Here is a 23,063-nt window from a genome sequence, read left to right on the forward strand (position 1 = left end):
TTTTCAGACGCCGTGCGCGCGATTTTCCGAGGAGGGCGACCTTCCGGATCGAACGCGGCGCGGCCTGGGGTCGCCAGCACGACCCCGCAAGAGGAGAAAGAGCGATGAAGCGCACGTTCCAGCCGAGCCGGCTCGTCCGCACGCGCCGCCACGGCTTCCGCGCCCGCATGGCGACGAAGAACGGCGCCAAGATCATTTCGCGCCGCCGCGCCAAGGGCCGCAAGAAGCTGAGCGCCTGATCCCGCGCCGCGCCCGGCGCCTCCCGAAGGAGGCCGGGCGCGAAGGCAGGACAGTGCGCGCGGTTTCCGGCGGCTGCGGGGCGAGCGGTTCGTTCGCGAGCCTCCGCGCCATGCCTTGGTCAGCGATGCGACATGGCCCGGCCTTGCGCCGGGCCTTGGGCTATTCCGGACGAGGCTCGGCTTAGCGCGCATGTCCGCGCCGCGCTCCCTGGTCCGGGCCGGGCCGCTCGTGCCCGAGCGGTCCGTTCCTGCTTGGCCGGCTTCCAGGCGGCCGCACCCGGCTCCGGAGGTCCGCGCCCATGTCCGAGCCTGCGCCCGTCTCGACGCCGGCGTCGCCTCGCGACGACCGTCCGGAAACGGCGCGTCCGATCTCCCGGGACTATTCCGCGATCGAGGCGAATGCGCCGCAGCCCACGTCTCCGACGCCTGACGCGGCCGATCAGCCGATGACCGGGTCCGACGACGTCTTGGCGGCCACAGCCGCCGCCCCTCCGCCGAACCTCCCCGCAGACCTGTCCGACCCGGCGCTCCCGGGCCGGTCCGCGCGCGCCGACGACGCCCCCGGCTCGCCTGCGCCCGGCGCTCCTCCCCTGCCCCGCACCGCCTTTTCCACCCTGAAGCGGCGCAAGGAATTCCTCGCCGCCGCGAATCGCGGCCGCAATTGCGCGACCCCGGGGCTGATGCTCCAGGCCCGCCTGCGCGAGACGGGGGAGCCGGCGGAAACCCCGGTCCGCATCGGCTACACCTGCTCCAAGAAAGTCGGCAACGCCGTCGCCCGCAACCGCGCCAAGCGCCGGCTGCGCGCCGCGGCGGCGGCGGTGCTGCCCGGCGCCGCCCGCGCCGGCTGGGACTATGTGCTGGTCGGCCGGTCCGAAGTCACCGCCGGCCGGCCGTTCGAGGACCTGCTCGTCGACCTGCGCGGCGGTCTCGCCCGCCTGCACGCCCGCGAGGACGAGGGCCGGCCCGAACGGCCGCGCGCCCCCTCGGGCAAGCGCCGCGGCAAGGGCGGCGCCAAACCGCCCGCCAAGGCCAAGGGCGGGCCCAAGGGGTGAGCCCGCTCGCCCGGATCCTCGCGGTCCCGATCCATGCCTATCGCCTGCTGATATCGCCCTGGCTCGGCCGCAACTGCCGCTTCGCGCCCACCTGCTCGGCCTATGCGCTGGAGGCGCTGGAGACCCATGGCGCCCTGCGCGGCGGTTGGCTCGCCCTGCGCCGGGTGCTGCGCTGCCATCCCTGGGGCGGCGAGGGGCACGACCCGGTGCCGCCGCGCCGCGACCGCCCCGGGGACGGTCCCCGGGACTGAGCCCTTGGGCGTTCGGGACCGGCCGCCGCCTCAGCCGCTGCTCAGCAGCGCGCGCAGCAGCAGCGCCGGCGCCATGCCGGGCGCGATGCGCCGCGCATCGGCCCGGGCCTCGCCGTCCGCCACATCCGCGCGCAGCGACGGCCCGCCGGAGCCGCTCCGAAACGTCCAGGCGGCGCGGCCCAGATGCATGGCCTCGCCCGCCCCCAGCCGCAGCTCGTCCTCGGCGCCCGAGGCTTCGCCCGCGAGTTCCCCGACCGCGCCCGGCCCGCCCGACAGCGGCGCCACCGCCGCCGGACGCCAGCGGCCCGAGGGCACCAGGCCGTAGGCGAGCGTGCGCCCGGCGCGGATCTCGGCGCAGCCGAGGCGCGCGCGGGCGCCGGTGTCGATCTCCACCAGCTCCAGGGTCACCGGGCGGGGCGAGAGCTCGCCCCAGCGCGCCGCCGTCGCCTCTACGAACACCAGCGCCACACCGCGATCCGCGAGACTGTGCGGGCTGGCGCCGGAGATGACGGGGCCGCAGGTCACCGAGATCTCCGGCGCGTCGGGCCGCGGCGAGGGAGGCGCGGTGCGGTCCTGCCCCTCGGCCCCGCAGGCGGCGCAGAGCAGCGCGAGGATCGCCGCCGCCGCGGCGCGGCGGGCGCCGGCGAGCGCGGCGGGACGGGGCGTGACGGGACGAGCCTTTTCGGGGCGGGGCGTGACCCGACGAAGCGGGCGGCGAGGCGAGCGGGGCGCATGCGACATGGCTCTGGCCTTTGCGGACGGTTCGAGCGGATTGGCGAAACCCTAGTCCCGCAGCGGAACGCTTCGCAACCGGGAGCGCCGCGTCAAGCCGGAGGGGCGGCGGGCGCCTCCTGCGCAGCGGCGGCGCGGGGATGAGCGCCGGTCGCGTCGCGGGCGCCCACCGCCGCGCAGCGCCGGGGGCCCCCACCCGTCGCGCCGTCGCCGCTCGGCCGGAGCCCGCCGCTCTTGACCCTTTCCCATGCGCAGACATCCCCTCGCCGCTTTCCGCCTCCGTGGAACCGACCCCGGCGCCGCATTCCTGACGCACGAACGCGGCGCGGGCGCGCGCGCGCCGCCCTCGGGACGGCTCAGGCGCCGCTCCCCCGCCCGGGGCCGCGCGATTCCGGTTGCGCGGGGCGCGGCGCTGGCCTAGCTCTCGGCCCATGCTCGATACCGAAGACGCCCTGCCGCCGCTCCTCGCCGGCGCCCCGGACTCCACCGAGTTCCGCAAGCTGCGCAAGCGTCTCGTGCGCGAGACCCGCGCGGCCATCGACGCCTACGGCATGGCCCGGCGCGGCGACCGCTGGCTGGTCTGCCTCTCGGGCGGCAAGGACAGCTACGCGCTTCTCGCCGCCCTGACCGAGCTGCGCTGGCGCGGCCTCCTCCCCGTCGACCTCCTGGCCTGCAATCTCGACCAGGGCCAGCCCGGCTTCCCCTCGAGCGTCCTGCCCGAATTCCTCGCCCGCATGGAGATCCCGCACCGGATCGAGTATCGCGACACCTATTCCATCGTCACCTCGAAGGTCCCGGCGGGGCGGACCTATTGCGCGCTCTGCTCGCGGCTCAGACGCGGCAACCTCTACCGCATCGCCCGCGAAGAGGGCTGCCAGGCTGTCGTCCTGGGCCATCACCGCGACGATATCCTGGAGACCTTCTTCATGAACCTCTTCCACGGCGGGCGGCTCGCGACCATGCCGCCGAAGCTGGTGAACGAGGATGGCGACCTCAGCGTGCTGCGCCCGCTCGCCTTCGTATCGGAGGCGGACTGCGCCAAGTATTCCCGGCTGATGGACTACCCTATCATCCCGTGCGACCTCTGCGGGTCCCAGGAGGGGCTGCAGCGCATGCAGGTCAAGGCGATGCTGGACGGGTGGGAGAAGACCACGCCCGGCCGCCGCCAGATCATGTTCAAGGCGCTGACCAACGTGCGGCCCTCGCATCTGGTCGACCCGACGCTCTTCGACTTCGCGGGGCTGTTTCCGGGGCCGGCCCGCGACGGGATCGACGCCGAGGGCGAGACCGTGCCGGACCTGCGCCCCGCCGGACGGGTCTTGGCCCTGGCGGAGATCGACGACGACGCCGAACTCTGACGGCGCGCATCCACCCGAAAACAGGAGACGCTCATGGCCCCGCGCGTGCTGGAAACCTGCCTCTACGCCGAAGACCTCGACGCCGCGGAGGCCTTCTACCGCGACATCGTCGGGCTGGAGCTGATCCTGTCGGAGCCCGGCCGCCACCGCTTCTTCCGGGCCGAGGACGGCATGGTCTTCCTCTTCGATCCCCGCGCCACCCCGATCCCGCCCGCCGAGGGCGCCCTGCCCGTCCCGCCCCATGGCGCGCATGGCCACGGGCATATCTGCTTTTCGGCCGACGGTCCGGGTGTCGAGGGCTGGGCCCAACGCCTGCAAGCGGCCGGCGTCGAGATCGAGAGCCGGGTGACCTGGCCCAACGGCGCGCTGTCGATCTATTGCCGGGACCCGGCGGGGAACTCGGTCGAATTCGCGCAGCCGCGCCTCTGGGGGCTTTGAGGGGCAGCCAACCGGTCCGAGCCGAGCGGCCGGAACGCTTGCTCCGCCTCATACCGCCGCGTATGTGTTGCGGCGCAGCGACGCGCCACCGCGACCACCGCCCGGGGCGCGCCGGCATCGCAGCAAGGGCCGAACCCGCGCCCGCAGCAACGTAAAGGACGCGCCCCTTGAGCGACCCCGCCCCCGCCCCCGAAAAGCCCGCCGCGCAGGCCGAAGAGCCGGTGACCAAGCTGATGCGCCTGCTCGATATCGAGCAGCTGGAGCTGAACCTCTTCCGCGGCGACGGCGGCGGCGGCGACACGGTGATCCGCATCTTCGGCGGCCAGGTCATCGCCCAGGCGCTGGCCGCGGCCTGCCGCACGGTGGAGGGGCGGACCTGCCATTCGCTCCACGCCTATTTCATCCGCCCCGGCGACCCCGCGATCCCGGTGATCTACGAGGTCGACCGCGCCCGCGACGGCGGCAGCTTCACCACGCGCCGGGTGGTGGCGATCCAGCACGGCAAGCAGATCCTCAACCTCGCCGCCTCCTTCCAGGTCGAGGAGGAGGGCTACCACCACCAGCACGAGATCCCCGACGTGCCCGCGCCCGAGGGCCTGCCCTCCCGCGCCGAGTTCCGCGGCGCGCTGGCCGAGGCCTCGGGCAACGCGCGGCTGGCGGAGATGGTGAAGAATTTTCCCATCGAGATCCGCGAAGTGGATCCGGTCAACCCGCTCGATCCCAAGCCCGCCTCGGACGTGAACCATGCCTGGATCCGGCTGTCGCGGCCGATCGAGGCGGAGCCGTGGATGCATCAGTGCATCATGGCCTACGCGTCGGACATGAACCTCCTGAGCTCGGGCAGCCGGCCGCATGGGGTGAGCTGGCTGTCGGGGCACATCATGTCGGCGAGCCTCGACCACGCGATGTGGTTCCACGGGCCGATCAAGGCCGACGAATGGCACCTCTATTCGATGGACAGCCCGTTTTCGGGTGGCGCGCGCAGCTTCAACCGCGGGCGGATCTATGACCGCCGCGGGCGGCTGGTGGCGAGCGTGGCCCAGGAAGGGCTGATGCGGCCGATCAAGAAGAAGGCCTGACGCCGTTTTTTTCGGGGGGGGCGGCGCGGCCCCCCCGGCGGGGAAGCGCCGCGTCCCGGTCGGCGCCCGCGGCGGCGCGGCGGGAGCGCGCTGGGACGGGGGCGCGCTGGAACGGGGGCGCCTGCGTCGACGAGCGCCGCCGACGAGGGGCCGCGCCCGCCTCGGCGCAAGCGGCGCGGGGCGGGATCGGCTTCCCTGCCCTCCGACCTCGCCCCTTGACGCCACGCCGGCGCAGCCGCCGCTCCCCTACGAAAAGAACCCGGAGGATCCCCATGCCCCGCCTGATCCGCGCCATGCGCTGCATGACGCTCGACGGTCCTGACGCTCTGGCGCTGAGCGAGATCGAAAGCCGCCCCCCCGGCCCCGGCGAAGTGCGGCTCAGGCTCGGCGCTTCGGGCGTCAATTTCCCCGATCTGCTGATGACCCGCGGCCTTTACCAGCACAAGGCCGAGCCGCCCTTCATTCCCGGGCTGGAGGCGGCGGGGACCGTGATCGACGTGGGCGAGGGCGTGACCGGCTGGGCCCCGGGCGACCGCGCCGTGGCGATGACCGGCGCCGGCGGCGACGGCTTCGCCGAAGAGACCACGGTCCCCGCCGCCGCCCTGCTGCCCGTCCCCGAGGGAATGAGCGACGTCGACGCCGCCTGCCTCTTCGTCGGTCATTACACCGCCTGGAACGGCGTGGTGGACCGCGGCCGCCTGCAGCCCGGCGAGACGCTGGTGGTGACCGGGGCCGCGGGCGGCGTCGGCCTCGCCGCGGTGCAGATCGGGCGGGCGATGGGCGCGCAGGTGATCGCGGTGGCCTCGTCCGAGGCGAAGCGCGCCGTGACGCTGGAGGAGGGCGCGCACCACGCGCTCGACCCCGCCGACCCCGCCCTGCGCGACAAGGTGCGCGCACTGACCGGCGGCGCGGGCGCGGATGTGGTCTACGACCCGGTGGGCGGGCCGATGTTCGAGGCGGGCGTGCGGATGCTGCGGCCCGAGGGCCGGCTCGCCATCATCGGCTTCGCGGGCGGCGAGATCGCGAAATTCGGCTCCAACATCGTGCTGATCAAGGAGATCGAGCTGATCGGCGTGCGCGCCGGCCAGTACGGGCGCCGCCACCCCGAACATCGGCTCGCCGCCTGGAAACGGATGAGCGCCTGGGTGGCCGACGGCACGTTCCGCCCGCGGGTCTCGCGCACCTTTCCGCTGGCCGAGGGCGCGGCGGCGCTGAAAGCGCTGGAGGACCGGTCGGTCATCGGCAAGATCGCGGTGACGATGGATTGACGGCGACGCGCGCCGGCGGGCGCGGGCCGGGCGGCGCGCGGGTCTCGCCCTTGCCCCGCCCCTCCGCCCCGACTAGTTGAGAAGCCTCAGGGATCGGGCCCGAAGGGAGAGGCGCATGTTCACCGGGATCGTCACGGATATCGGCGAGATCGCCACGCTGGAGCAGGCGGGCGACCTGCGCGCGCGCATCCTCTGCGCGCCGGCCACGGCGCGGGCGGAGATCGGGGCCTCCATCGCCTGCGACGGCGTCTGCCTCACGGTGGTCGGCGCGGGCGAGGCCGACGGCCGCGGCTGGTTCGACGTCGACGTGTCGGCCGAGACCGTCTCGAAATCCAACCTCGCGACCTGGACCAGGGGCGCGCGGATCAACCTCGAGCGCGCGCTGAAGGTCGGCGACGAGCTGGGCGGCCATATCGTGACCGGCCATGCCGACGGGGTGGCCGAGATCCTGTCGGAGACCGACGAGGGCGACAGCACCCGCATCCGCTTCCGGGCGCCGGCGCCGCTGGCGAAGTTCATCGCCTCCAAGGGCTCGGTGGCGCTGAACGGCACCTCGCTGACGGTGAACGAGGTCGAGGGCGACGTGTTCGGGGTGAACCTGATCCCGCACACCAAGACCGTGACCACCTGGGGCGACCGCAAGCCGGGCGACCATGTGAACCTCGAGATCGACACGCTCGCCCGCTACGTGGCGCGGCTGGCGGAGGCGGGGTGAGGCGAAGGCGTTCTGAGACGGAGGGCGGGGGCCGCGAAGCCCCCGCCCCGCCGGTTCACTCGGTCGCCGCATCCTCGGTCAGGGCGCCGTAGACCATGCTTTTCAGCATCGGCCGCATCTCGGAGCCTTTGGGCCGGGACTGCACCATGAACACCACCTGCAGGTCGTTGACCGGGTCGTTCCACCAGGCGGTGCCCGCGGCCCCGCCCCAGTTGTATTCGCCCGCGCGGCCCATATTGGCCGAGACGCCGTCCTCGAGCCGCACCGCGACGCCGAGGCCGAATCCGTAGCCGTCGCCCGGCAGGTAGTACTTGCCCGGCTTGATCTTGTCGCCGAGATGGTCGGAGGTCATGTAGGCCACCGTCTGCGGCGACAGCAGCCGGGCGCCGTCCAGTTCGCCGCCGTTCAGCAGCATCTGGGCGAAGCGCGAATAGTCGTCCAGCGTGCTGACCAGCCCGCCGCCGCCGGACTCGAAAGCGGTCTTCTCACGCGGATTCGAGAAGTCGTAGGGCCCGACCTTGCCGAATTGGGGATAGGGCTCGGCGATCCGGTCGAACTTGGCCGCGTCCTCGACATGGAACGCGGTGTCGTCCATGCCGAGCGGCGTGAAGATCATCTCGTCCAGCGCCACGCCCAGGGTCTTGCCGGTCACCGCCTCGATCACCGCGCCCAGCACGTCGGTCGCCCGGGAATATTCCCAATACTCGCCCGGCTGATGCTCCAGCGGCAGACCCGAAAGCTGCGTGACCATCTCCATGTTGGTCAGGGCGGCGTCGCCGGCCCGCGCTTTCAGATAGGCCTCGCGCGCCGGGCCCGAGCCGAAGAAGCCGTAGGTGAGGCCGGAGGTGTGGCGCATCAGGTCCTGGATGGTGATCGCCCGCTTGGCCGGCTCGGTCGTGATCTCGCCATTGGCGTCCTTGCCGGTGGCGACGGTCAGTTTTTCGAGCTCGGGGAGATAGGCCGAGACCTTGTCGGACATCGAGATCCGGCCCTGCTCGGCCAGCATCAGCACCGCAACGGAAGTGATCGGCTTGGTCATCGAGTAGATGCGGAAGATGGCGTCGCGGCCCATCGCCGGGCCGTCGGGCGCCACATCGCCCAGCGTCGCGACATGGGCGATCTGGCCATGACGCGCGATCAGGATCGAGGCGCCGGGCATGTCGCCGGCCTCGATCGCCGCCTTGAGGCGCGAGTCGATGGCCTGAAGCCGTTCGGCGGAAAAGCCCAGCGCGGCCGCGTCGCCCTGGGGCAACGGCTCGGCGACGACGGGCGTGGTTGCGGCCAGCGCAAGGGACAGCGCAGCCGTGAAGGCTGCGACGGCAAGGGGTTTCATGGTGTTCCTCCCGGTCTTTTCATTAGCCGCATGGGGTCGCGGCCCGGAAACGCTACGGGAGGCCCCCCGCCCGATCAACCGCGGATCGCGGGCGCGGAGCGGCGAAGCTCGCCCGGAGGTTGCGCGATGCGGCGCGGCCCTTGCGTCCGCCCTCTGGAACTCCGCGCGCAGGCGCCATAAGTCCGACGCAAACCATATCGGGAGGAGACGAGGGACTCATGGCCGAAACCGACTTCACCGACGCCATATCCTCGGTCGAGGACATCATCGACGACGCGCGCAACGGGCGCATGTTCATCCTCGTCGACCACGAGGACCGGGAGAACGAGGGCGATCTCGTCATTCCCGCCCAGATGGCCACGCCCGACGCGATCAACTTCATGGCCACCCATGGCCGCGGCCTGATCTGCCTCGCGCTGACCGGCGAGCGGCTGGACCAGCTCGACCTGCCGCTGATGGCCTCCAACAACCAGAGCCGGCACGAGACCGCCTTCACCACCTCGATCGAGGCGCGCGAGGGCGTGACCACCGGCATCTCCGCCCATGACCGGGCGCGGACCGTGTCGGTCGCCATCGACCCGCGCACCGGCGCGGCCGACATCGCGACGCCGGGACACGTGTTCCCGCTGCGCGCCAAGGACGGCGGCGTGCTGGTGCGCGCCGGCCATACCGAGGCGGCGGTGGACATCTCGCGCCTCGCCGGCCTCAACCCCGCCGGCGTGATCTGCGAGATCATGAAGGAGGACGGGACCATGGCCCGCCTTCCCGACCTGGTCGGCTTCGCGCAGAAGCACGGGCTCAGGATCGGCACCATCTCCGACCTGATCGCCTACCGCCGCCGCAACGACAACCTGGTGCGGGAGACGGCGGCGAAGGCGATCCATTCCCCTCATGGCGGCGAGTGGCTGCTGCGGGTCTTCGCCGACGCGCCGGGCGGCGGCGAGCATCTGGCGCTCAGCAAGGGCGATCTGAGCGCGCCCGGGCCGGTGCTGGCGCGGATGCATGTGCTCAACCCGCTCGACGACATTCTCGGGGCCAACCCGGAGCGCGCGGGCCATCTGCCCGCCGCGATGAAGGCCATCGCCGAGGAAGGCCGCGGCGTGGTGGTGATCCTGCGCGATCTGTCGCCGGGCATGCTGACCGCGGCGCTGGGCGGCGCGACCCCGGGCGTGTCGCCGCAGACGCTGCGCCAGTATGGCATCGGCGCCCAGATCCTCGCCGCGCTCGGCGTGCATGAGCTGACCCTGCTGACCAATTCCAAGGTGCCCAAGGTAGTCGGGCTGGAGGGCTACGGCCTCTCCATCGCCGGAACCCGCGCCATCGACACGGAGGCCTGAGCCATGGCCAGCACCGACCAGGACGGAACCCTGCCCCCGCCCCGCTTCGAGGGGCGGGGGCCGCATGTGCTGCTGATCGCCGCGCCCTTCTACCGCAAGATCGCCGACGACATGATCGCCGGCGCCCGGGCGGCGCTGGATGCGGCCGGCGCGACGCATGAGCTGATCGAGGTCCCCGGCGCGCTGGAGATCCCGGCCGCCATCCGCCTCGCCCATGCCCGGGGCGGGTTCGAGGGCTTCGTCGCGCTCGGCTGCGTGATCCGGGGCGAGACCTACCATTTCGAGCTGGTGTGCAACGAAAGCGGCCGCGGCCTGACCCTGCTGGGGCTGGAGGGCATCGCCATCGGCAACGGCGTGCTGACCACCGAGGACCTGGAACAGGCCGAAATCCGCGCCGATCCCGCCCGGATGAACAAGGGCGGCGGCGCCGCCGAGGCCGCCCTGCACCTGATCGCGCTGGCCCGCCGCTTCGCCGCCTGATAAGTCCGGCGCCCACCCTTCGGGAATCGGCCCCTCCGGCCGGCGCCCTTCCGTCCGCACCGCCCCCGGAACCTCCGCCCATGGCTCGCCCCCCGATCTCTCCCGCCCGGGAGGAACGCCGCCTCAAACGGTCCGCCGCCCGGCTCGCCGCCGTGCAGGCGCTGTTCCAGATGGAGGCCACGGGCGAGGACTGGCGTGAGATCGCCACGGAGTTCGAAACCCACCGCTTCGGTCAGACGGTGGAGGGGGACGAGTATCGGGAGGCCGATTCCGCCCTGTTCCGCGCGTTGCTGGAGGGCGCCGTGGACCGGCAGGCGGAGATCGACCAGTCGACCCATCGCGCCCTGGTCGCGACCTGGCCCATCGCCCGCATCGACCCGACGCTGCGCGCGCTCTTCCGCGCGGCCGGGGCCGAGTTCTGGACCCAGAAGGACACGCCCCCCAAGGTCGCGATCACCGAATTCGTCGACGTGGCCCGCGCCTTCTTTCCCGAAGGCAAGGAGACCGGATTCGTCAACGCCGTGCTCGACCGCATGGCCCGCGACGCCCGGCCCGAGGCGTTCCGCTGAGCGACGGACCCGCGCGCCGGCCGCTCTGCCCTTCCCGTCTCGGCGCGCATCCTCATCCTTTCTTCACCGCTGGGCCCCTAGACCCGACCGACGGCCACGCGCCGCGGATCCGGCATAGGCCCCCCCGGGTGGGACATGAGCGCACGACTGGCACTGGCGACGATTCTGGGCGTGTTCGCGCTCTACGCGGCGACATGCGGCGCAATTCTGCTGCGCCAGGCGGACGTCATGCGACGCGCCGACCTGGCGGTCCACGAAGTGCAGGCCCAGGCCGCGGCGGCCGATGCGCTCGCCCACCAGGCGCTTCATCTGCTCGATCCCGTCCCGAACCGGCGTGAGAGGCTGCTGCGGTTCTCCATGATGCTGCAACGCCTGCGCGCCGATCAGCTCGCGCAGGTCGATCCCGCCGCGGCGGAAGCCATGCGGCGGCTGCTGACCCGCGCGTCGGTCATCGCCGCGCAGGCGGAGGACGCGCATGCGGCTCTGGCGGAGACCGGCGGGCTCCGCGGCGAGGCCGCGTCAGCCGGCGCGCAGGACCGGACCGCTGACGCGGATGCGACGCCAGCGCCGCCCGGCCACGCTCCGGCGCGGGTCGAGGCGATCGCGCTGGAGACCGCGGCCCAGGCGCTCGCCCGCGCTTATGAGCGCCGCCTGCAGCGCAACCGGATGACGGCGTCGCGCGAAGCGGCGCGGCTGCGGCATCAAGCGCTTGCGGCCCTCGGCGGCGGGGTGGTCCTGCTGCTCGCGCTCGGTCGGTTCGGGGTGGCGCCCCTGGCGCGGAGCCTCACCCGGCAGGTCGCGGCGCTGAACACCCAGCTGGCGCGGGAGCGGGACGAGGCGATGCGCGACGCCGCCACCGGCCTGCCCAACCTGCGCGGCGCGCGCGAGCATCTGGGCCAGGCGATGGCGTCGCAGGGCGCCAGCCCCGCCGCGCTGCATATCGCGCTCGATCAGGCCGGGTTCGGCCGCGGTCCGCTCGCCTCGGAACGCGCCGACCCGGCCCTGCGCGCCGCCGCGCGCCGCCTGCGCGCCCTGCTGAGGCCGGGGGAGCGGCTGTCGCGCATCGGGCTCGGCGAATTCGTGGCGATCCTCGAGCATGCGGAGACGCCCGGCCAGGCCGAGGCGACGGCCAAGCGCCTGATCGACGGCATGAACGAGACCATCGTCGAGGACGGCGAGGTGCTGCACCTGCCGATCCGCGTCGGCGTGGCGGTGTCGCGCGAGGACGACCGCGACCCTGACGCACTTCTGTCGGACGCGGAGCTGGCGCTCGGCGAGGCGACGCGCATCGGCGGCCCGCGCTGCATGCTCTACGCGCCGTGCATCCGCCGCGCGCAGGAGGCGCGGGCGCTGACGGCGGTGGAGCTCGCCGGCGCCCTGTCGCGGGGCGAGATCATCCCCTATTTCCAGCCGCAGGTGAATCTGTGCAGCGGCGCGCTGATCGGCTTCGAAAGCCTGGTGCGCTGGCGCCATCCCGAGCGCGGGGTGCTGGGCCCGGCCGAATTCGTGCCCATCGCCGAGGAAACCGGCCAGGTCGAGCGAATGGGCGACGTGTGCATGCGCGCCTCGCTCGCGGCTCTGGCGGAATGGCGCAATCTGGGGCTGGGGGTGCACCACGTGGCGCTCAACGTCTCGGCGCGGGAGCTGCGGGACCCCGCGCTCGCCGACAAGCTCGCCTGGGACGTGGACGCCGCCGGCCTCAGCCCGCGCAACGTGGCGCTTGAGGTGCTGGAAAGCGTGCTGGTCGAACATGACGAGGATCCCGCCATCCGCACCGTGGCGGCGCTGGCGGCGGCGGGGTTCTCGGTGGAGCTGGACGATTTCGGCACCGGCCACGCCTCGATCGCCAACCTGCAGAAGATGCAGGTGCATCGGATCAAGATCGACCGCAGCTTCATCACCGGGCTGGAGCGGCGCCCGGAAAGCCGGAAGATCGTGAGCGGCATCGTCGGGCTCGCCTCGAGCCTCGCCATCCAGACCCTGGCCGAAGGGGTGGAGACGACGGCGGAAGCCGCCACAGCCTGTGATCTCGGCTGCGAGCTGGCGCAGGGCTTTCTCATCGGGCGCCCGATGTCCAAGGACGCGGCGGAGCGCTGGATCCGCAGCTGGAACGCCGAAGCCTTCATGGACTCGCTGCGAGGCGGGCGGGAGGGCGAGCGCCCCGCCCCGCCGCATGGTCCCGGCGCCGCCGGTCACCTCGCCTCGGGACCGGTCCGCCTGCGGCACGGCTGAGGACGCGCGTCGCCCTGCCCTGCCCTGCCGTTCCGGCCGCCGGACCGGCCGCGACTTCGCCCCCTCCCGAACCGCGCCCCGCGCCGAAACGCAGAGAGGCGCGCCGAGCCGGCGCGCCTCTCCCCTCGTCCATAGTCCCCGCCTCCGCAACGGCGCAGGCGAGTTTCAGCAGATCAGAAGACCCCGATCAGAAGACCCCGATCAGAGCGCCTTGTCGGTGATCGCATGGGTCCAGGCGCCCGTGGGCGCCTTGGTGATCACCGGGTCCGAGCCGCCCGCCAGCAGCGACTTCACGGTGCGCTCGTAGTCGGCCTCGTCCAGCGCGCCGTTCGAGCCCTCGGTCAGCTTGGCGATCTCGCCCATCATCCGCTTCTGGTGCTTCTCGGTCTGGGCGCCCGAGGCGTCGTTCTCCAGCACGATCTCGGCGGCCTCGTCCGGGTTCGCCTCGGCGTATTTCCAGCCCTTCATCGAGGCGCGCACGAACTTCACCATCTTCTCGACGAAGGCGGGATCGGCTAGATTGTCCTCGAGCGCGTAGAGCCCGTCCTCCAGCGTGGCGACCCCCTGGTCCTCGTATTTGAAGGTGATCAGGTCGGCCTCGGCGATGCCGGCGTCGATCACCTGCCAATATTCGTTATAGGTCATGGTGGAGATGCAGGCCGCCTGCTTCTGCAGCAGCGGGTCGACGTTGAAGCCCTGCTTGAGCACGGTCACGCCCTTGTCGCCGCCCTCGGTCGGGATGCCGAGATGGCCCATCCACGACAGGAACGGATATTCGTTGCCGTAGAACCAGACGCCGAGCGTCTTGCCCGCGAAGTCGGCCGGCGTGGCGACGCCGCTTTCCTTCAGGCAGGTGAGCATCATGCCGGAATGCTTGAAGGGCTGGGCGATGTTGACCACCGGCACGCCCTTTTCGCGGGCCGCCAGAGCCGACGGCATCCAGTCGACCATCACGTCGGCGCCGCCGCCGGCGAGCACCTGCACCGGCGCCACGTCCGGCCCTCCGGGGAGGATCTCGACGTCGAGCCCCTCCTCCTCATAGAACCCCTTGTCCTTGGCGACGTAGTAGCCGGCGAACTGGGCCTGGGTGACCCATTTGAGCTGCAGGGTCACTTCGTCCGCGGCCTGGGCGGCCGGGGCCGCGAGGCCAAGGGCGAGCGCCATCGCGGCGCCGAGTTTGATCGGATGGGTCATCGGTCTCTCCTGTTGCTGTCGGCGCGCTTGCGGCGCCTGTTCGCTTGTCAAATCGCTACCGCGACGCGGAAGCGTGGTCAAACATCGTTCACGTCCCGCCCGGGCGCCTTGGCGGCAGGCGCCCGGGTCAGGCGCGGCTCAGCTCCGAATGCGCCTTGAGCACCTCGCCGCCATTTTCCAATCGCAGCAGATAGGCGGGGTTTTCGGGGGTGGCGTTGCGCACCACGCGGGTCCCCTTGATCACCCGTTCCACCCGCTCGACGAACACCGCCTCCACCCGGCCGACGCCCGCGCCGCGGCCCCAGGCCCAGGTCACCCGCTCCTCCATCTCGAAAGGCGTCACGCCCGGTCGCCGCGTTGGGAGGGGTGCCAGAAGGTCGCCGCCCGCTCGATCAGCGCGATGCCGAAATAGAAGGCGGAGCCGGCCAGCGCCGCCAGCGCGATCTCGGCCCAGACCATGTCGATGTTCATCCGCCCGACCTCGGTCGAGATCCGGAACCCCATGCCGACGGTGGGCGTGCCGAAGAACTCGGCGACGATGGCGCCGATCAGGGCGAGGGTGGAGGAGATTTTCAACCCGTTGAAGATGAAGGGCGCGGCCATCGGCAGGCGCAGGCGCAGCAGGGTCTGGCGATGGCTCGCGGCCCAGGTGCGCATCAGGTCGAGCTGCATGCGCTCGGCCGCCTTCAGCCCCTCCACCGTGTTCACCAGCATGGGGAAGAACACCATGACCACCACCACCGCGGCCTTGGACGGCCAATCGAAGCCGAACCACATCACCATGATCGGGGCGATGCCGACGATGGGCAGCGCGGCGACGAAATTGCCGATGGGGAGCAGGCCCCGCTGAAGAAAGGGGGAGCGGTCGATGAGCAGCGCGCAGAGGAAGGCGGCGGCGCAGCCGAGGCCGTAGCCGATCAGAACCGCATGCAGGAAGGTCTGCGCGAAATCGGCGGCGAGGATGGGGAGGGATCCGGCGAAACGCAGGGCGATGGCGGAAGGGGGCGGCAGCAGCACCGGGGAGATCTGGGCGCCGACGGCGAGCGTCTCCCACAGGAACAGCAGCGTCGCCCCGAAGATCATCGGGATGGCGAGGCGCAGGGCGCGGTCGCCTTCGCCTCCGACCCGGGCGGACAGCGCCGCGACCAGCGCCCAGGCGCAGATCCAGGCGGCGAAGACCGCCCCCCAGCCCCAGGCGGGCATGCCGCCCTGCGCGAGGATCAGCGACACCACCGCGAGGCTCAGCGCCGCGGGGGCGAGCAGGACCGGCTGTCGCGCGTAGCTCATCGCGCCCCCCCGCCCCGGCGGGCCAGGGTGATCCGGCCCGCGAGGCCCACCAGCGCCACCAACGCGGCCGCGAGCGCCGCGGCGGCGAAGAGCGCCGACCAGATCTGCACCGTCTGCCCGTAATAGCTCCCCGCCAGCAGCCGCGCGCCGAGCCCCGCGACGGCGCCGGTCGGCAGCTCGCCCACGATGGCGCCAAGGAGGCTGGCGGCCACCGCCACTTTCAGCGAGGCGAACAGATACGGCGTCGCCGCCGGCCAGCGCAGTTTTGAGAACACCTGTCGCCGGTCCGCCGACCAGGTCCGCATCAGGTCAAGCTGGATCGCGTCGGGCGACCGGAACCCCTTCACCATGCCGACCGCGACCGGAAAGAAGCTGAGATAGGTGGAGATCAGCGCCTTGGGGATCAGCCCCGACAGCCCGACCGCGTTCAGCACCACGATGATCATCGGCGCGATGGCCAGGATCGGCACGGTCTGCGAGGCGATGACCCAGGGCATCACCGACAGGTCCATCGCCCGGTTGTGGACGATCCCCACCGCCAGCGCCATGCCGAGCGCGGTCCCGAACACGAAACCCAGCAGCGTCGCCGAAAGCGTCACCCAGCCGTGATAGACGAGGCTGCGCTTGGACGTGACGTTCTTCTCGACCGTCGTCTCCCAGATCTCGACCATCACCTGATGGGGGGCGGGCAGCACGGGACGCTCCTGCGCCATGGTGTTGGCGAGCATCTCCATGAGCGCCGGCTCGGTCTTGGCGCGCGCCGCCTGGTCGCGCTCCCATTGCAGGTTCAGGCCGGCGGCGGCGACGTACCAGATCGCGACGATGGCGACGATCACGGTCAGGACCGGAAGGGCGGCGCGCAGGGCGTTCATGCCGGACGCTCAGAGGTCATAGCTGTGCCCGGTCCTGAGCCCGTCCCGCACCCGATGGGCGACGGCGAGGAATTCGGGGCTCTCGCGGATGTCGAGCGGGCGTTCGCGGGGCAGCGGGCTTTCGATGATCTCGGTGATCCGCCCCGGCCGCGGGCTCATCACCACGATGCGGGTCGAGAGATAGACCGCCTCGGGGATCGAGTGGGTGACGAAGCAGATGGTCTTGCCGGTCTCGGCCCAGAGTTTCAGCAGCTGTTCGTTGAGATGGTCGCGCACGATCTCGTCCAGCGCGCCGAAGGGTTCGTCCATCAGCAGGATATCGGCGTCGAAGGCCAGCGCCCGGGCGATGGAGGCGCGCTGCTGCATCCCCCCCGACAGCTGCCAGGGGAATTTCCGCTCGAATCCGGTCAGTTCGACCAGTTCCAGAACCCGGGCGACGCGGGCGGCCTGTTCGGCCTGCGAAAACCCCATGATCTCCAGCGGCAGGCGGATGTTGCCGCCGATGGTCCGCCAGGGATAGAGCGCGGCGGCCTGGAAAACGTAGCCGTAGGCGCGGGCGAGCCGCGCCTCTTCCGGCGTCATGCCGTTGACGGTCAGGCTCCCCGAGGACTGGCGCTCGAGATCGGCGATCACCCGCAGGAACGTGGTCTTGCCGCAGCCGGACGGGCCGATGAAGGAGACGAAATCGCCCTTGCGCACCGAGAGGTCGATGTCCGAGAGCGCATGCACCGGGCCGTCGCCGGTCTGGAAGGTCAGGTTGAGGTCCCGCGCCTCGATCACGGCGCGGGATGGGTTCGGCTGGGACGCGGCCTGGCTCACGCGGCTCAGACCCCCGACGGGATGTTGAGCGGGTCGCGGTCGATGCGGCGGGGCGCGGTGAGGCCCTTCCAGGTCGACAGCGCCTTGGCGGGGGCCGGGAAGGCCGGGCGCGCGACGAATTTTCCGCGGCCGGGCTTCGGCGAGACGTTGGAGCCGGCGGACCACACCACCTCGCCGCGGCTGAGCGTGTAGCGCGGCAGGCCGTTGACCTCGAACCCCTCGAACACGTTGTAATCGATGATGGATTTTTGCGTGGCCGCCTGGATGGTCTTGGACGCCTTGGGGTCCCACACCACCAGATCGGCGTCCGCGCCCACAGCCACCGCGCCCTTGCGGGGATAGATGTTGAGGATCTTGGCGATATTCGTGGACGTCACCGCCACGAACTCCTCGGGCGTCAGGCGCCCCGTCTCCACGCCCCGCGACCACAGGACCGAGAGCCGGTCCTCCAGCCCGCCGGTGCCGTTGGGGATCTGGGTGAAGTCGTTGAGGCCGAAGCGCTTCTGCTCGGTCGAGAAGGCGCAATGGTCGGTGGCGACGACCTGCAGGGACCCCGCGGTCAGCCCGTTCCACAGCCCGTCCTGGTGGGACTTGGAGCGGAACGGCGGCGACATCACCCGGCGCGCGGCATAGTCCCAGTCCTTGTCGAAATACTCGGACTCATCAAGCGTCAGGTGCTGGACCAGCGGCTCGCCATAGACCCGCATCCCCTTCTGCCGGGCGCGGCGGATGGCTTCGTGGGCCTGCTCGCAGGAGACATGGACGATGTAGAGCGGCACGCCGGCGGCGTCGGCGATCATGATGGCGCGGTTGGCGGCCTCGCCCTCCACTTCCGGCGGGCGGGAATAGGCGTGGCCCTCGGGCCCGGTGACGCCCTCCGCAAGATATTTCTGCTGGAGCTCGGCGACGATGTCCCCGTTCTCGGCATGGACGAGCGGCATGGCGCCCAGCTCGGCGCAGCGCTTGAACGACGCGAACATCTCGTCGTCCTGCACCATCAGCGCGCCCTTGTAGGCCATGAAGTGCTTGAAGGTGTTGACCCCGCGATCAACGACCCACTTCATCTCCTCCCAGATCTTCTCGTTCCAGCCGGTGATGGCCATGTGATAGGAGATGTCGACGCAGATCTGGTCCTTTGACTTGCGGTCCCAGGCCTCGATGGCGGTTTTGAGCGAGCCGTCCTCGCCCGGCAGGCAGAAATCCACCAGCATCGTGGTCCCGCCCGCGGCGGCGGCGTAGGTGCCGGATTCGAAGGTCTCCGCCGCCGTGGTGCCCATGAAGGGCATTTCGAGATGGGTATGCGGGTCGATGCCGCCGGGAATGACGAAGGCGTCGGAGGCGTCGAGCGTCTCGTCGCCCTTCAGGTTCGGCCCGATCTCGATGATCTTTTCGCCGTCCACCAGCACGTCGGCTTTGTACGAACGGTCGGCGGTGACGACGGTGCCGCCTTTGATCACTGTGGTCATTACATCGCGCCCTTGTTCTCGAGGAGAGGTAGTTGAGATAGACTCAATAAAGCGAAAAAGAGGGAGCCAGATCCAACAAAGAAAAACTTGATAGCCGCCCCGTAAATTCGGGCCATACGAACCCGTATTTTTTCGTTATCCTTAAAGTTTTCGTCATGATTAGCGGACAGCGCGATCAGAACTTCATCGATATGCCGCTGCTCTTCAATCACGGCCATCATGGAAGAAAAGCTACTCCCCACCGAGTGCATTCCGTGCGGAGCAGCAGATGAAATTGCAAAAAGAGCAGATGCTATAAAGGCACCAGAACTTATCTGTAAGAGCACACTCTCAGCCCAGGCATGCATGTCGGCAACAAATGCGCATGCGGCAACTGCAGCACCGCAGAGAACCAAGGAACGTTGATCCGCAGCTAATGCAAAAGTCTGCTGGGTCTCCACTCGTTTCTCGCTGCTCCTGAAGGCTTCCGCCAATACCGGATTAGCGGTACGATTGGAGTCTGTGATGTTCATAGGCGCACCATGACACGAGACAGGCCAACCCCGAATTCGCAGGGGAGCGAAAAGCCTCCCGCTAGGATCCCCCGCGACGAGACCGTCATGAAAGGTCCAACTCCGTCGCCGGTAACGAACGGCGACAAAACGGGTGGGCGCGAGACAAAGTAGCTCGTTCTATCACCCCACGATCTCCGCGGTTTCCAATACCGCGTGCATCAGCACCGCGGTGCCGGCCGCCGCCCATTCCTTGGTGATTTCCTCGTCCTCGTTGTGGCTCAGACCGTCCACGCAGGGGCACATGATCATCGAGGTGGGGGCCACCCGGTTGATCCAGCAGGCGTCGTGGCCGGCGCCCGAGATCAGGTCCATCGAAGAATACCCCAGCCGGTCCGCCGCCCGCTGCACCGCGGCCACGCAGCCCGGATCGAAGGTCACGGGGTCGAAATGGCCGGTGGGCTCGATCTCGATGCCGAGGCCCAGTTCCTCGGCGATCTTCGGGGCCTCGGCCTCCAGCTCGGCCTTCATCGCGTCGAGCGTCTCGAGGTCGGGGGAGCGGAAATCCACCGTGAACACCGTCTTGCCGGGGATCACGTTGCGCGAGTTGGGGTAGACCTCGACATGGCCGATGGCGCCGACGGCGCGGGGCTGGTGGCGCATGGCGATGGCGTGGACCAGCTCGGTGATCCGGGCCATGCCGAGCCCGGCATTGACCCGCATCGGCATGGGGGTGGAGCCGGTATGCGCGTCCTTCCCCGTCAGCGTCACCTGCAGCCACCACAGGCCCTGGCCGTGGGTGACGACGCCGATATCTTTGCCTTCGGCCTCCAGGATCGGGCCCTGCTCGATATGCAGCTCGAACATCGCCTTCATCTTGCGGGCGCCGACCTCCTCCGCCCCGATCCAGCCGATGCGCTGGAGTTCCGTATGGAAGGAGTGGCCCTCGGCATCCACCCGGTCATAGGCCCATTCGAGCGTGTGGACGCCGGCGAAGACGCCCGAGGCCATCATCGCGGGGGCGAAGCGGGTCCCCTCCTCATTGGTCCAGTTGACCAGCACGATGGGGTGCTTCGTCTTTATCCCCAGGTCGTTCAGCGTCCGGATCGCCTCCAGCCCGCCCAGCACGCCGAGGATGCCGTCATAGCGCCCGCCGGTGGGCTGGGTGTCGAGATGCGAGCCCATGTAGACGGGGGGCAGCTCCGGGTCCTCGCCTTCGCGGCGGAAGAACATGGTGCCCATGCGGTCCACGCCCATGGTCATGCCGGCGGCCTCGGCCCATTTCTGGAACAGGCGCCGCCCCTCCGCATCCGCGTCGGTCAGCGTCTGGCGGTTGGAGCCGCCGCGCACGCCCGGCCCGATCTCGGCCAGTTCATGGATCGAGTCCCAGAGCCGGTCGGCGTTGATCTGCAGGTTGGAGCTGAGGTCCGTCATGTCGTGGCCGTCCTTCCGCCGCCGGAAAGCGGCATGGTTCTGGGTCTTGCGGGGCGCGCGGGCGAAGGCATGGGCGGGCCTCCGGCGCGAGGGGCGTGCATGGGGTCGTCAGGCGTCGTCGGAGAGGGCCTCCGGCGAAAGCGCTTGCGATGCGTTAACCGTCTGGTCAAACTTCACGCTAGCAGGACCGCAGGTCCGGTCAACACGAAAAACCGGGAGGAACCCAGGCCATGACGGCGACCGTCGCGCGCAGCCCATCCGACCCGCCGGAGGGCCCGCGGCGTTGACCGATCCCGCCTCCGAAGGCCCCCCCGACGCGCCGCGCGCCGCGCGCACCAAGCGGCGCACCCGCATCCAGGCGGAGAACGAGGAAAAGATCCTCGATTCGGCGCTGGAGGCGTTTTCCCAGCACGGGTTCCGGGGCGCGACGCTGGACCGGATCGCCGAGGGGGCGGGCATGTCGAAGCCCAACCTGCTCTATTACTTCCGCCGCAAGGAGGACATCCACGCCGCCCTGATGACCCGGTTGCTGGAGGAATGGCTGGAGCCGCTGGAGAGCTTCTCGGCCGACGGCGACCCGATGCGCGAGATCCGCGCCTATATCCGCCGCAAGCTGGAGATGGCGCGCGAGAAGCCGCGCGAAAGCCGGCTTTTCGCCTCGGAGATCATGTCGGGCGCGCCGCGGATCGAGGACTATCTGACCGGCCGGCTGAAGGGCCTGGTGGACGAGAAGGCCCGCGTGATCCGGGCCTGGATCGCCGACGGCAAGATCCGGCGGGTGGATCCGCATCACCTGATCTTCTCGATCTGGGCCACGACCCAGCATTACGCGGATTTCGACGTGCAGGTCCGGCTGCTGCTCGACGCGCGCGGCGACGGGCATCTGGACGACGCGGCGCGGTTCCTCGAACAGCTTTTCCTGCGCGGCCTGGCGCCCGATTCCGGCTGAACGCCCCCCAAGCCGACCGCCGCGAGCCTGAACGACAACGCCCCCCGCCCGGGGTTCGGGCGGGGGGCGCGGCTCAGGTCTTCGGCTGCGGATCAGCGCGAGAGGATTTCGCGCAGCTCCACCATGTTGGCCCGCGCGCGCAGCACCTTCTCGCCCATCACCGACAGATGGGCGGGGGAGACCGCGCCGTCCTCGCGCCCGTTGGAGACAACCAGCGGTGTCAGCGCCGCGCCTTCGGCGATATGCGCCTCCATCCGGTCCCAGACCTGGCCGAGATCGGACTGCTCGACCGACCTGCCGAAGTCCATCCGCACCGCCTGCATCAGCCCGTGCAGGGCGAAGAGCTGGCCGCGGGCCTGGTGGAACAGGTTGTCGGCATGGAAATCGAACCAGCCGCGGTTGTTGCCGTCGGCGGCGATGAACTCCTTGCGCTCCACCGACCATTGCGTGGCGGCTGCGCGCTGGGAGAGCTGGGAGGCCATGGAGCCGAGATCGGCCGCGACCCGGTCGATCAGGGTGCGCAGGTTGTCGCGCCGCACGTCGTAGAGCGCGTCGCACGCGGCGAGACGCTCGTTGTAGCGACGGTAAAGCGGGATGGCCCCGCGATAGGAAGTGGACGCCGCCTCCATCACCGTCTGCAGCTGGGAGTCGAACGGGTTGTTGATCACCCAGGCCCGCTCGTTGGTGCGCAGGCGGGACTGAGCGGCCTGCAGGTCGCTGTCGGCCTGCGAGGTGCCGCGGACCCGGCCCAGCGTGTCGGCGAGGTCGAGCGAGACCCGGCGGACCATCGACAGCATCCCGATCTCGAACGAGGCCTTGTTGTCGAACCAGGGCGTGTCGGCGAAATCGATCAGGCCGAAGAAACCGAGATTGTATTGCGGCGCGCCGGGGATCCAGTCGTTGCGGTTCACCATAAGGTCGATGAGCGCGATCTGCATGTCGACCAGGCGCGACGGTCTGCAGGTGCGGGTGTCGGCGTTGCCCGATGCGCTGGCGTCGCCGCCGTCGACCGATGCGCCGGCGTCGCCGCCGTTGACCGCAGCCGGGGCCGGCACCGCGCCGCCGGCGACCTCGCCCTGCGAGCCGGGCGGGGGCAGGACGGTCTGCGGGAAGTCGAGGTCCATGCCGGCATAACTCGAGGTGCGCCAGGTCAGCACGCCCAGATAGGCGATGCAGAACAGGATCAGCAGCACCGGCAGCACGGCCACCAGCCGGCGCATGTAGCCGCGGCGTCGCGGCGCGAAGGGGTCCGCGGGGTCGGGCTTGCGTCGGCCGATGCCGAAGAGCAGGCCGATCCGCTCGATGAGTTCGACGAGGAAGTCGATGATGCGGGTCATGGGCCTCTCCGTTGCTGCGCCGAATGTTAACTAGCCTCTTCGCGGCGGGCTTCCAAGGCGCAAGGGCGGCGCGCAAGGAATAGGGGGCGCCGCGACCGCCGGCCCGAGGGTCGGGACGCGGCGCCCGCGGC

24 protein-coding genes are annotated in these 23,063 nt (G+C 70.6%); 13 read left to right on the forward strand and 11 right to left on the reverse strand.

The window, feature by feature from the left end:
- The first annotated feature begins 104 nt into the window (after positions 1-104).
- The 3 genes from rpmH (at position 105) to yidD (ending at position 1,542) form a co-directional block, all read left to right on the forward strand.
- Entirely contained in the window at positions 105-239 is a 135-nt protein-coding gene (gene rpmH / locus ACTB72_RS05620; RefSeq protein WP_463036002.1) for a 50S ribosomal protein L34, read from the forward strand.
- Between the two features lie 446 nt (positions 240-685).
- Positions 686-1,291: a ribonuclease P protein component gene (gene rnpA / locus ACTB72_RS05625; RefSeq protein ID WP_463036003.1), complete on the forward strand. Its 606-nt coding sequence runs from the start codon at positions 686-688 to the stop codon at positions 1,289-1,291.
- On the forward strand, positions 1,288-1,542 hold the full coding sequence (yidD, locus tag ACTB72_RS05630) for a membrane protein insertion efficiency factor YidD (protein ID WP_463036004.1): 255 nt from the start codon (positions 1,288-1,290) through the stop codon (positions 1,540-1,542). The genes rnpA and yidD overlap by 4 nt, the downstream gene beginning before the upstream one ends.
- Before the next feature lie 30 nt (positions 1,543-1,572).
- Here yidD and ACTB72_RS05635 read toward each other — a convergent pair whose 3' ends face one another.
- Positions 1,573-2,283, reverse strand: coding sequence for a hypothetical protein (locus ACTB72_RS05635; protein ID WP_463036005.1), 711 nt, complete (start codon positions 2,281-2,283; stop codon positions 1,573-1,575).
- Between the two features lie 422 nt (positions 2,284-2,705).
- Between ACTB72_RS05635 and ttcA the strand changes: the two genes are divergently transcribed.
- From ttcA to ACTB72_RS05660, 5 genes are all read left to right on the forward strand, one after another.
- A complete protein-coding gene (gene ttcA, locus ACTB72_RS05640) occupies positions 2,706-3,632 on the forward strand; it encodes a tRNA 2-thiocytidine(32) synthetase TtcA (protein ID WP_463036006.1) in 927 nt (308 codons plus the stop codon).
- 33 nt (positions 3,633-3,665) lie between these two features.
- On the forward strand, positions 3,666-4,070 hold the full coding sequence (locus ACTB72_RS05645) for a VOC family protein (protein ID WP_463036007.1): 405 nt from the start codon (positions 3,666-3,668) through the stop codon (positions 4,068-4,070).
- Positions 4,071-4,303: 233 nt separating this feature from the next.
- Positions 4,304-5,149, forward strand: a complete 846-nt coding sequence (locus ACTB72_RS05650) for an acyl-CoA thioesterase (protein WP_463036025.1) — start codon at positions 4,304-4,306, stop codon at positions 5,147-5,149.
- A 272-nt stretch (positions 5,150-5,421) separates the two neighbouring features.
- Complete coding sequence (locus tag ACTB72_RS05655; protein WP_463036008.1) at positions 5,422-6,417, forward strand: NADPH:quinone oxidoreductase family protein; 996 nt, start codon at positions 5,422-5,424, stop codon at positions 6,415-6,417.
- Between the two features lie 115 nt (positions 6,418-6,532).
- Positions 6,533-7,132, forward strand: coding sequence for a riboflavin synthase (locus tag ACTB72_RS05660; RefSeq protein ID WP_463036009.1), 600 nt, complete (start codon positions 6,533-6,535; stop codon positions 7,130-7,132).
- A gap of 55 nt (positions 7,133-7,187) precedes the next feature.
- Here the strand turns inward: ACTB72_RS05660 and ACTB72_RS05665 are convergent, their stop codons facing one another.
- Positions 7,188-8,465 (reverse strand): serine hydrolase domain-containing protein, encoded by a 1,278-nt coding sequence (locus tag ACTB72_RS05665; protein ID WP_463036010.1) that lies wholly within the window; start codon positions 8,463-8,465, stop codon positions 7,188-7,190.
- Positions 8,466-8,683: 218 nt separating this feature from the next.
- On the opposite strand from ACTB72_RS05665, the gene ribB reads away from it, so the two are divergent.
- From ribB to ACTB72_RS05685, 4 genes are all read left to right on the forward strand, one after another.
- Entirely contained in the window at positions 8,684-9,802 is a 1,119-nt protein-coding gene (gene ribB, locus ACTB72_RS05670; RefSeq protein WP_463036011.1) for a 3,4-dihydroxy-2-butanone-4-phosphate synthase, read from the forward strand.
- A 3-nt stretch (positions 9,803-9,805) separates the two neighbouring features.
- On the forward strand, positions 9,806-10,282 hold the full coding sequence (locus tag ACTB72_RS05675) for a 6,7-dimethyl-8-ribityllumazine synthase (RefSeq protein WP_463036012.1): 477 nt from the start codon (positions 9,806-9,808) through the stop codon (positions 10,280-10,282).
- 80 nt (positions 10,283-10,362) lie between these two features.
- Positions 10,363-10,851 carry a transcription antitermination factor NusB gene (nusB, locus tag ACTB72_RS05680; RefSeq protein WP_463036013.1) on the forward strand — a complete coding sequence of 163 codons (489 nt, stop codon included), beginning with the start codon at positions 10,363-10,365 and terminating at the stop codon, positions 10,849-10,851.
- A 135-nt stretch (positions 10,852-10,986) separates the two neighbouring features.
- Positions 10,987-13,083, forward strand: coding sequence for a putative bifunctional diguanylate cyclase/phosphodiesterase (locus ACTB72_RS05685; RefSeq protein WP_463036014.1), 2,097 nt, complete (start codon positions 10,987-10,989; stop codon positions 13,081-13,083).
- A gap of 201 nt (positions 13,084-13,284) precedes the next feature.
- Here the strand turns inward: ACTB72_RS05685 and ACTB72_RS05690 are convergent, their stop codons facing one another.
- The 8 genes from ACTB72_RS05690 to ACTB72_RS05725 form a co-directional block, all read right to left on the reverse strand.
- Positions 13,285-14,277: an ABC transporter substrate-binding protein gene (locus tag ACTB72_RS05690; RefSeq protein ID WP_463036015.1), complete on the reverse strand. Its 993-nt coding sequence runs from the start codon at positions 14,275-14,277 to the stop codon at positions 13,285-13,287.
- Between the two features lie 127 nt (positions 14,278-14,404).
- A complete protein-coding gene (locus tag ACTB72_RS05695) occupies positions 14,405-14,620 on the reverse strand; it encodes a hypervirulence associated TUDOR domain-containing protein (RefSeq protein ID WP_463036016.1) in 216 nt (71 codons plus the stop codon).
- Positions 14,617-15,480 carry an ABC transporter permease gene (locus ACTB72_RS05700; protein ID WP_463036026.1) on the reverse strand — a complete coding sequence of 288 codons (864 nt, stop codon included), beginning with the start codon at positions 15,478-15,480 and terminating at the stop codon, positions 14,617-14,619. Before ACTB72_RS05700 ends, ACTB72_RS05695 begins: the two co-directional genes overlap by 4 nt.
- Positions 15,481-15,560: 80 nt before the next feature.
- Positions 15,561-16,427 carry an ABC transporter permease gene (locus tag ACTB72_RS05705; RefSeq protein WP_463036027.1) on the reverse strand — a complete coding sequence of 289 codons (867 nt, stop codon included), beginning with the start codon at positions 16,425-16,427 and terminating at the stop codon, positions 15,561-15,563.
- A gap of 18 nt (positions 16,428-16,445) precedes the next feature.
- Positions 16,446-17,255, reverse strand: coding sequence for an ABC transporter ATP-binding protein (locus ACTB72_RS05710; protein WP_463036017.1), 810 nt, complete (start codon positions 17,253-17,255; stop codon positions 16,446-16,448).
- Between the two features lie 5 nt (positions 17,256-17,260).
- Positions 17,261-18,721 carry a dihydropyrimidinase gene (gene hydA, locus ACTB72_RS05715; protein WP_463036018.1) on the reverse strand — a complete coding sequence of 487 codons (1,461 nt, stop codon included), beginning with the start codon at positions 18,719-18,721 and terminating at the stop codon, positions 17,261-17,263.
- Positions 18,721-19,233, reverse strand: a complete 513-nt coding sequence (locus ACTB72_RS05720) for a hypothetical protein (protein WP_463036019.1) — start codon at positions 19,231-19,233, stop codon at positions 18,721-18,723. The genes hydA and ACTB72_RS05720 overlap by 1 nt, the downstream gene beginning before the upstream one ends.
- Before the next feature lie 162 nt (positions 19,234-19,395).
- Positions 19,396-20,646: a Zn-dependent hydrolase gene (locus tag ACTB72_RS05725; protein ID WP_463036020.1), complete on the reverse strand. Its 1,251-nt coding sequence runs from the start codon at positions 20,644-20,646 to the stop codon at positions 19,396-19,398.
- Positions 20,647-20,929: 283 nt separating this feature from the next.
- Between ACTB72_RS05725 and ACTB72_RS05730 the strand changes: the two genes are divergently transcribed.
- A complete protein-coding gene (locus ACTB72_RS05730) occupies positions 20,930-21,595 on the forward strand; it encodes a TetR family transcriptional regulator C-terminal domain-containing protein (protein WP_463036021.1) in 666 nt (221 codons plus the stop codon).
- A gap of 92 nt (positions 21,596-21,687) precedes the next feature.
- On the opposite strand, the gene ACTB72_RS05735 is transcribed toward ACTB72_RS05730, so the two are convergent.
- Positions 21,688-22,932, reverse strand: coding sequence for a DUF2333 family protein (locus ACTB72_RS05735; RefSeq protein ID WP_463036022.1), 1,245 nt, complete (start codon positions 22,930-22,932; stop codon positions 21,688-21,690).
- Between the last annotated feature and the right edge of the window lie 131 nt (positions 22,933-23,063).

The organism is Albimonas sp. (assembly GCF_055129145.1).

Bases quoted from the DNA above. Each gene is read 5' to 3' on its own strand.
- rpmH (WP_463036002.1), top strand. From the start codon at position 105: ATGAAGCGCACGTTCCAGCCGAGCCGGCTCGTCCGCACGCGCCGCCAC.
- rnpA (WP_463036003.1), top strand. From the start codon at position 686: ATGACCGGGTCCGACGACGTCTTGGCGGCCACAGCCGCCGCCCCTCCG.
- ACTB72_RS05635 (WP_463036005.1), bottom strand. From the start codon at position 2,283: ATGTCGCATGCGCCCCGCTCGCCTCGCCGCCCGCTTCGTCGGGTCACG.
- ttcA (WP_463036006.1), top strand. From the start codon at position 2,706: ATGCTCGATACCGAAGACGCCCTGCCGCCGCTCCTCGCCGGCGCCCCG.
- ACTB72_RS05645 (WP_463036007.1), top strand. From the start codon at position 3,666: ATGGCCCCGCGCGTGCTGGAAACCTGCCTCTACGCCGAAGACCTCGAC.
- ACTB72_RS05650 (WP_463036025.1), top strand. From the start codon at position 4,304: ATGCGCCTGCTCGATATCGAGCAGCTGGAGCTGAACCTCTTCCGCGGC.
- ACTB72_RS05655 (WP_463036008.1), top strand. From the start codon at position 5,422: ATGCCCCGCCTGATCCGCGCCATGCGCTGCATGACGCTCGACGGTCCT.
- ACTB72_RS05660 (WP_463036009.1), top strand. From the start codon at position 6,533: ATGTTCACCGGGATCGTCACGGATATCGGCGAGATCGCCACGCTGGAG.
- ACTB72_RS05665 (WP_463036010.1), bottom strand. From the start codon at position 8,465: ATGAAACCCCTTGCCGTCGCAGCCTTCACGGCTGCGCTGTCCCTTGCG.
- ribB (WP_463036011.1), top strand. From the start codon at position 8,684: ATGGCCGAAACCGACTTCACCGACGCCATATCCTCGGTCGAGGACATC.
- ACTB72_RS05675 (WP_463036012.1), top strand. From the start codon at position 9,806: ATGGCCAGCACCGACCAGGACGGAACCCTGCCCCCGCCCCGCTTCGAG.
- nusB (WP_463036013.1), top strand. From the start codon at position 10,363: ATGGCTCGCCCCCCGATCTCTCCCGCCCGGGAGGAACGCCGCCTCAAA.
- ACTB72_RS05685 (WP_463036014.1), top strand. From the start codon at position 10,987: ATGAGCGCACGACTGGCACTGGCGACGATTCTGGGCGTGTTCGCGCTC.
- ACTB72_RS05690 (WP_463036015.1), bottom strand. From the start codon at position 14,277: ATGACCCATCCGATCAAACTCGGCGCCGCGATGGCGCTCGCCCTTGGC.
- ACTB72_RS05700 (WP_463036026.1), bottom strand. From the start codon at position 15,480: ATGCCCGCCTGGGGCTGGGGGGCGGTCTTCGCCGCCTGGATCTGCGCC.
- hydA (WP_463036018.1), bottom strand. From the start codon at position 18,721: ATGACCACAGTGATCAAAGGCGGCACCGTCGTCACCGCCGACCGTTCG.
- ACTB72_RS05720 (WP_463036019.1), bottom strand. From the start codon at position 19,233: ATGAACATCACAGACTCCAATCGTACCGCTAATCCGGTATTGGCGGAA.
- ACTB72_RS05725 (WP_463036020.1), bottom strand. From the start codon at position 20,646: ATGACGGACCTCAGCTCCAACCTGCAGATCAACGCCGACCGGCTCTGG.
- ACTB72_RS05735 (WP_463036022.1), bottom strand. From the start codon at position 22,932: ATGACCCGCATCATCGACTTCCTCGTCGAACTCATCGAGCGGATCGGC.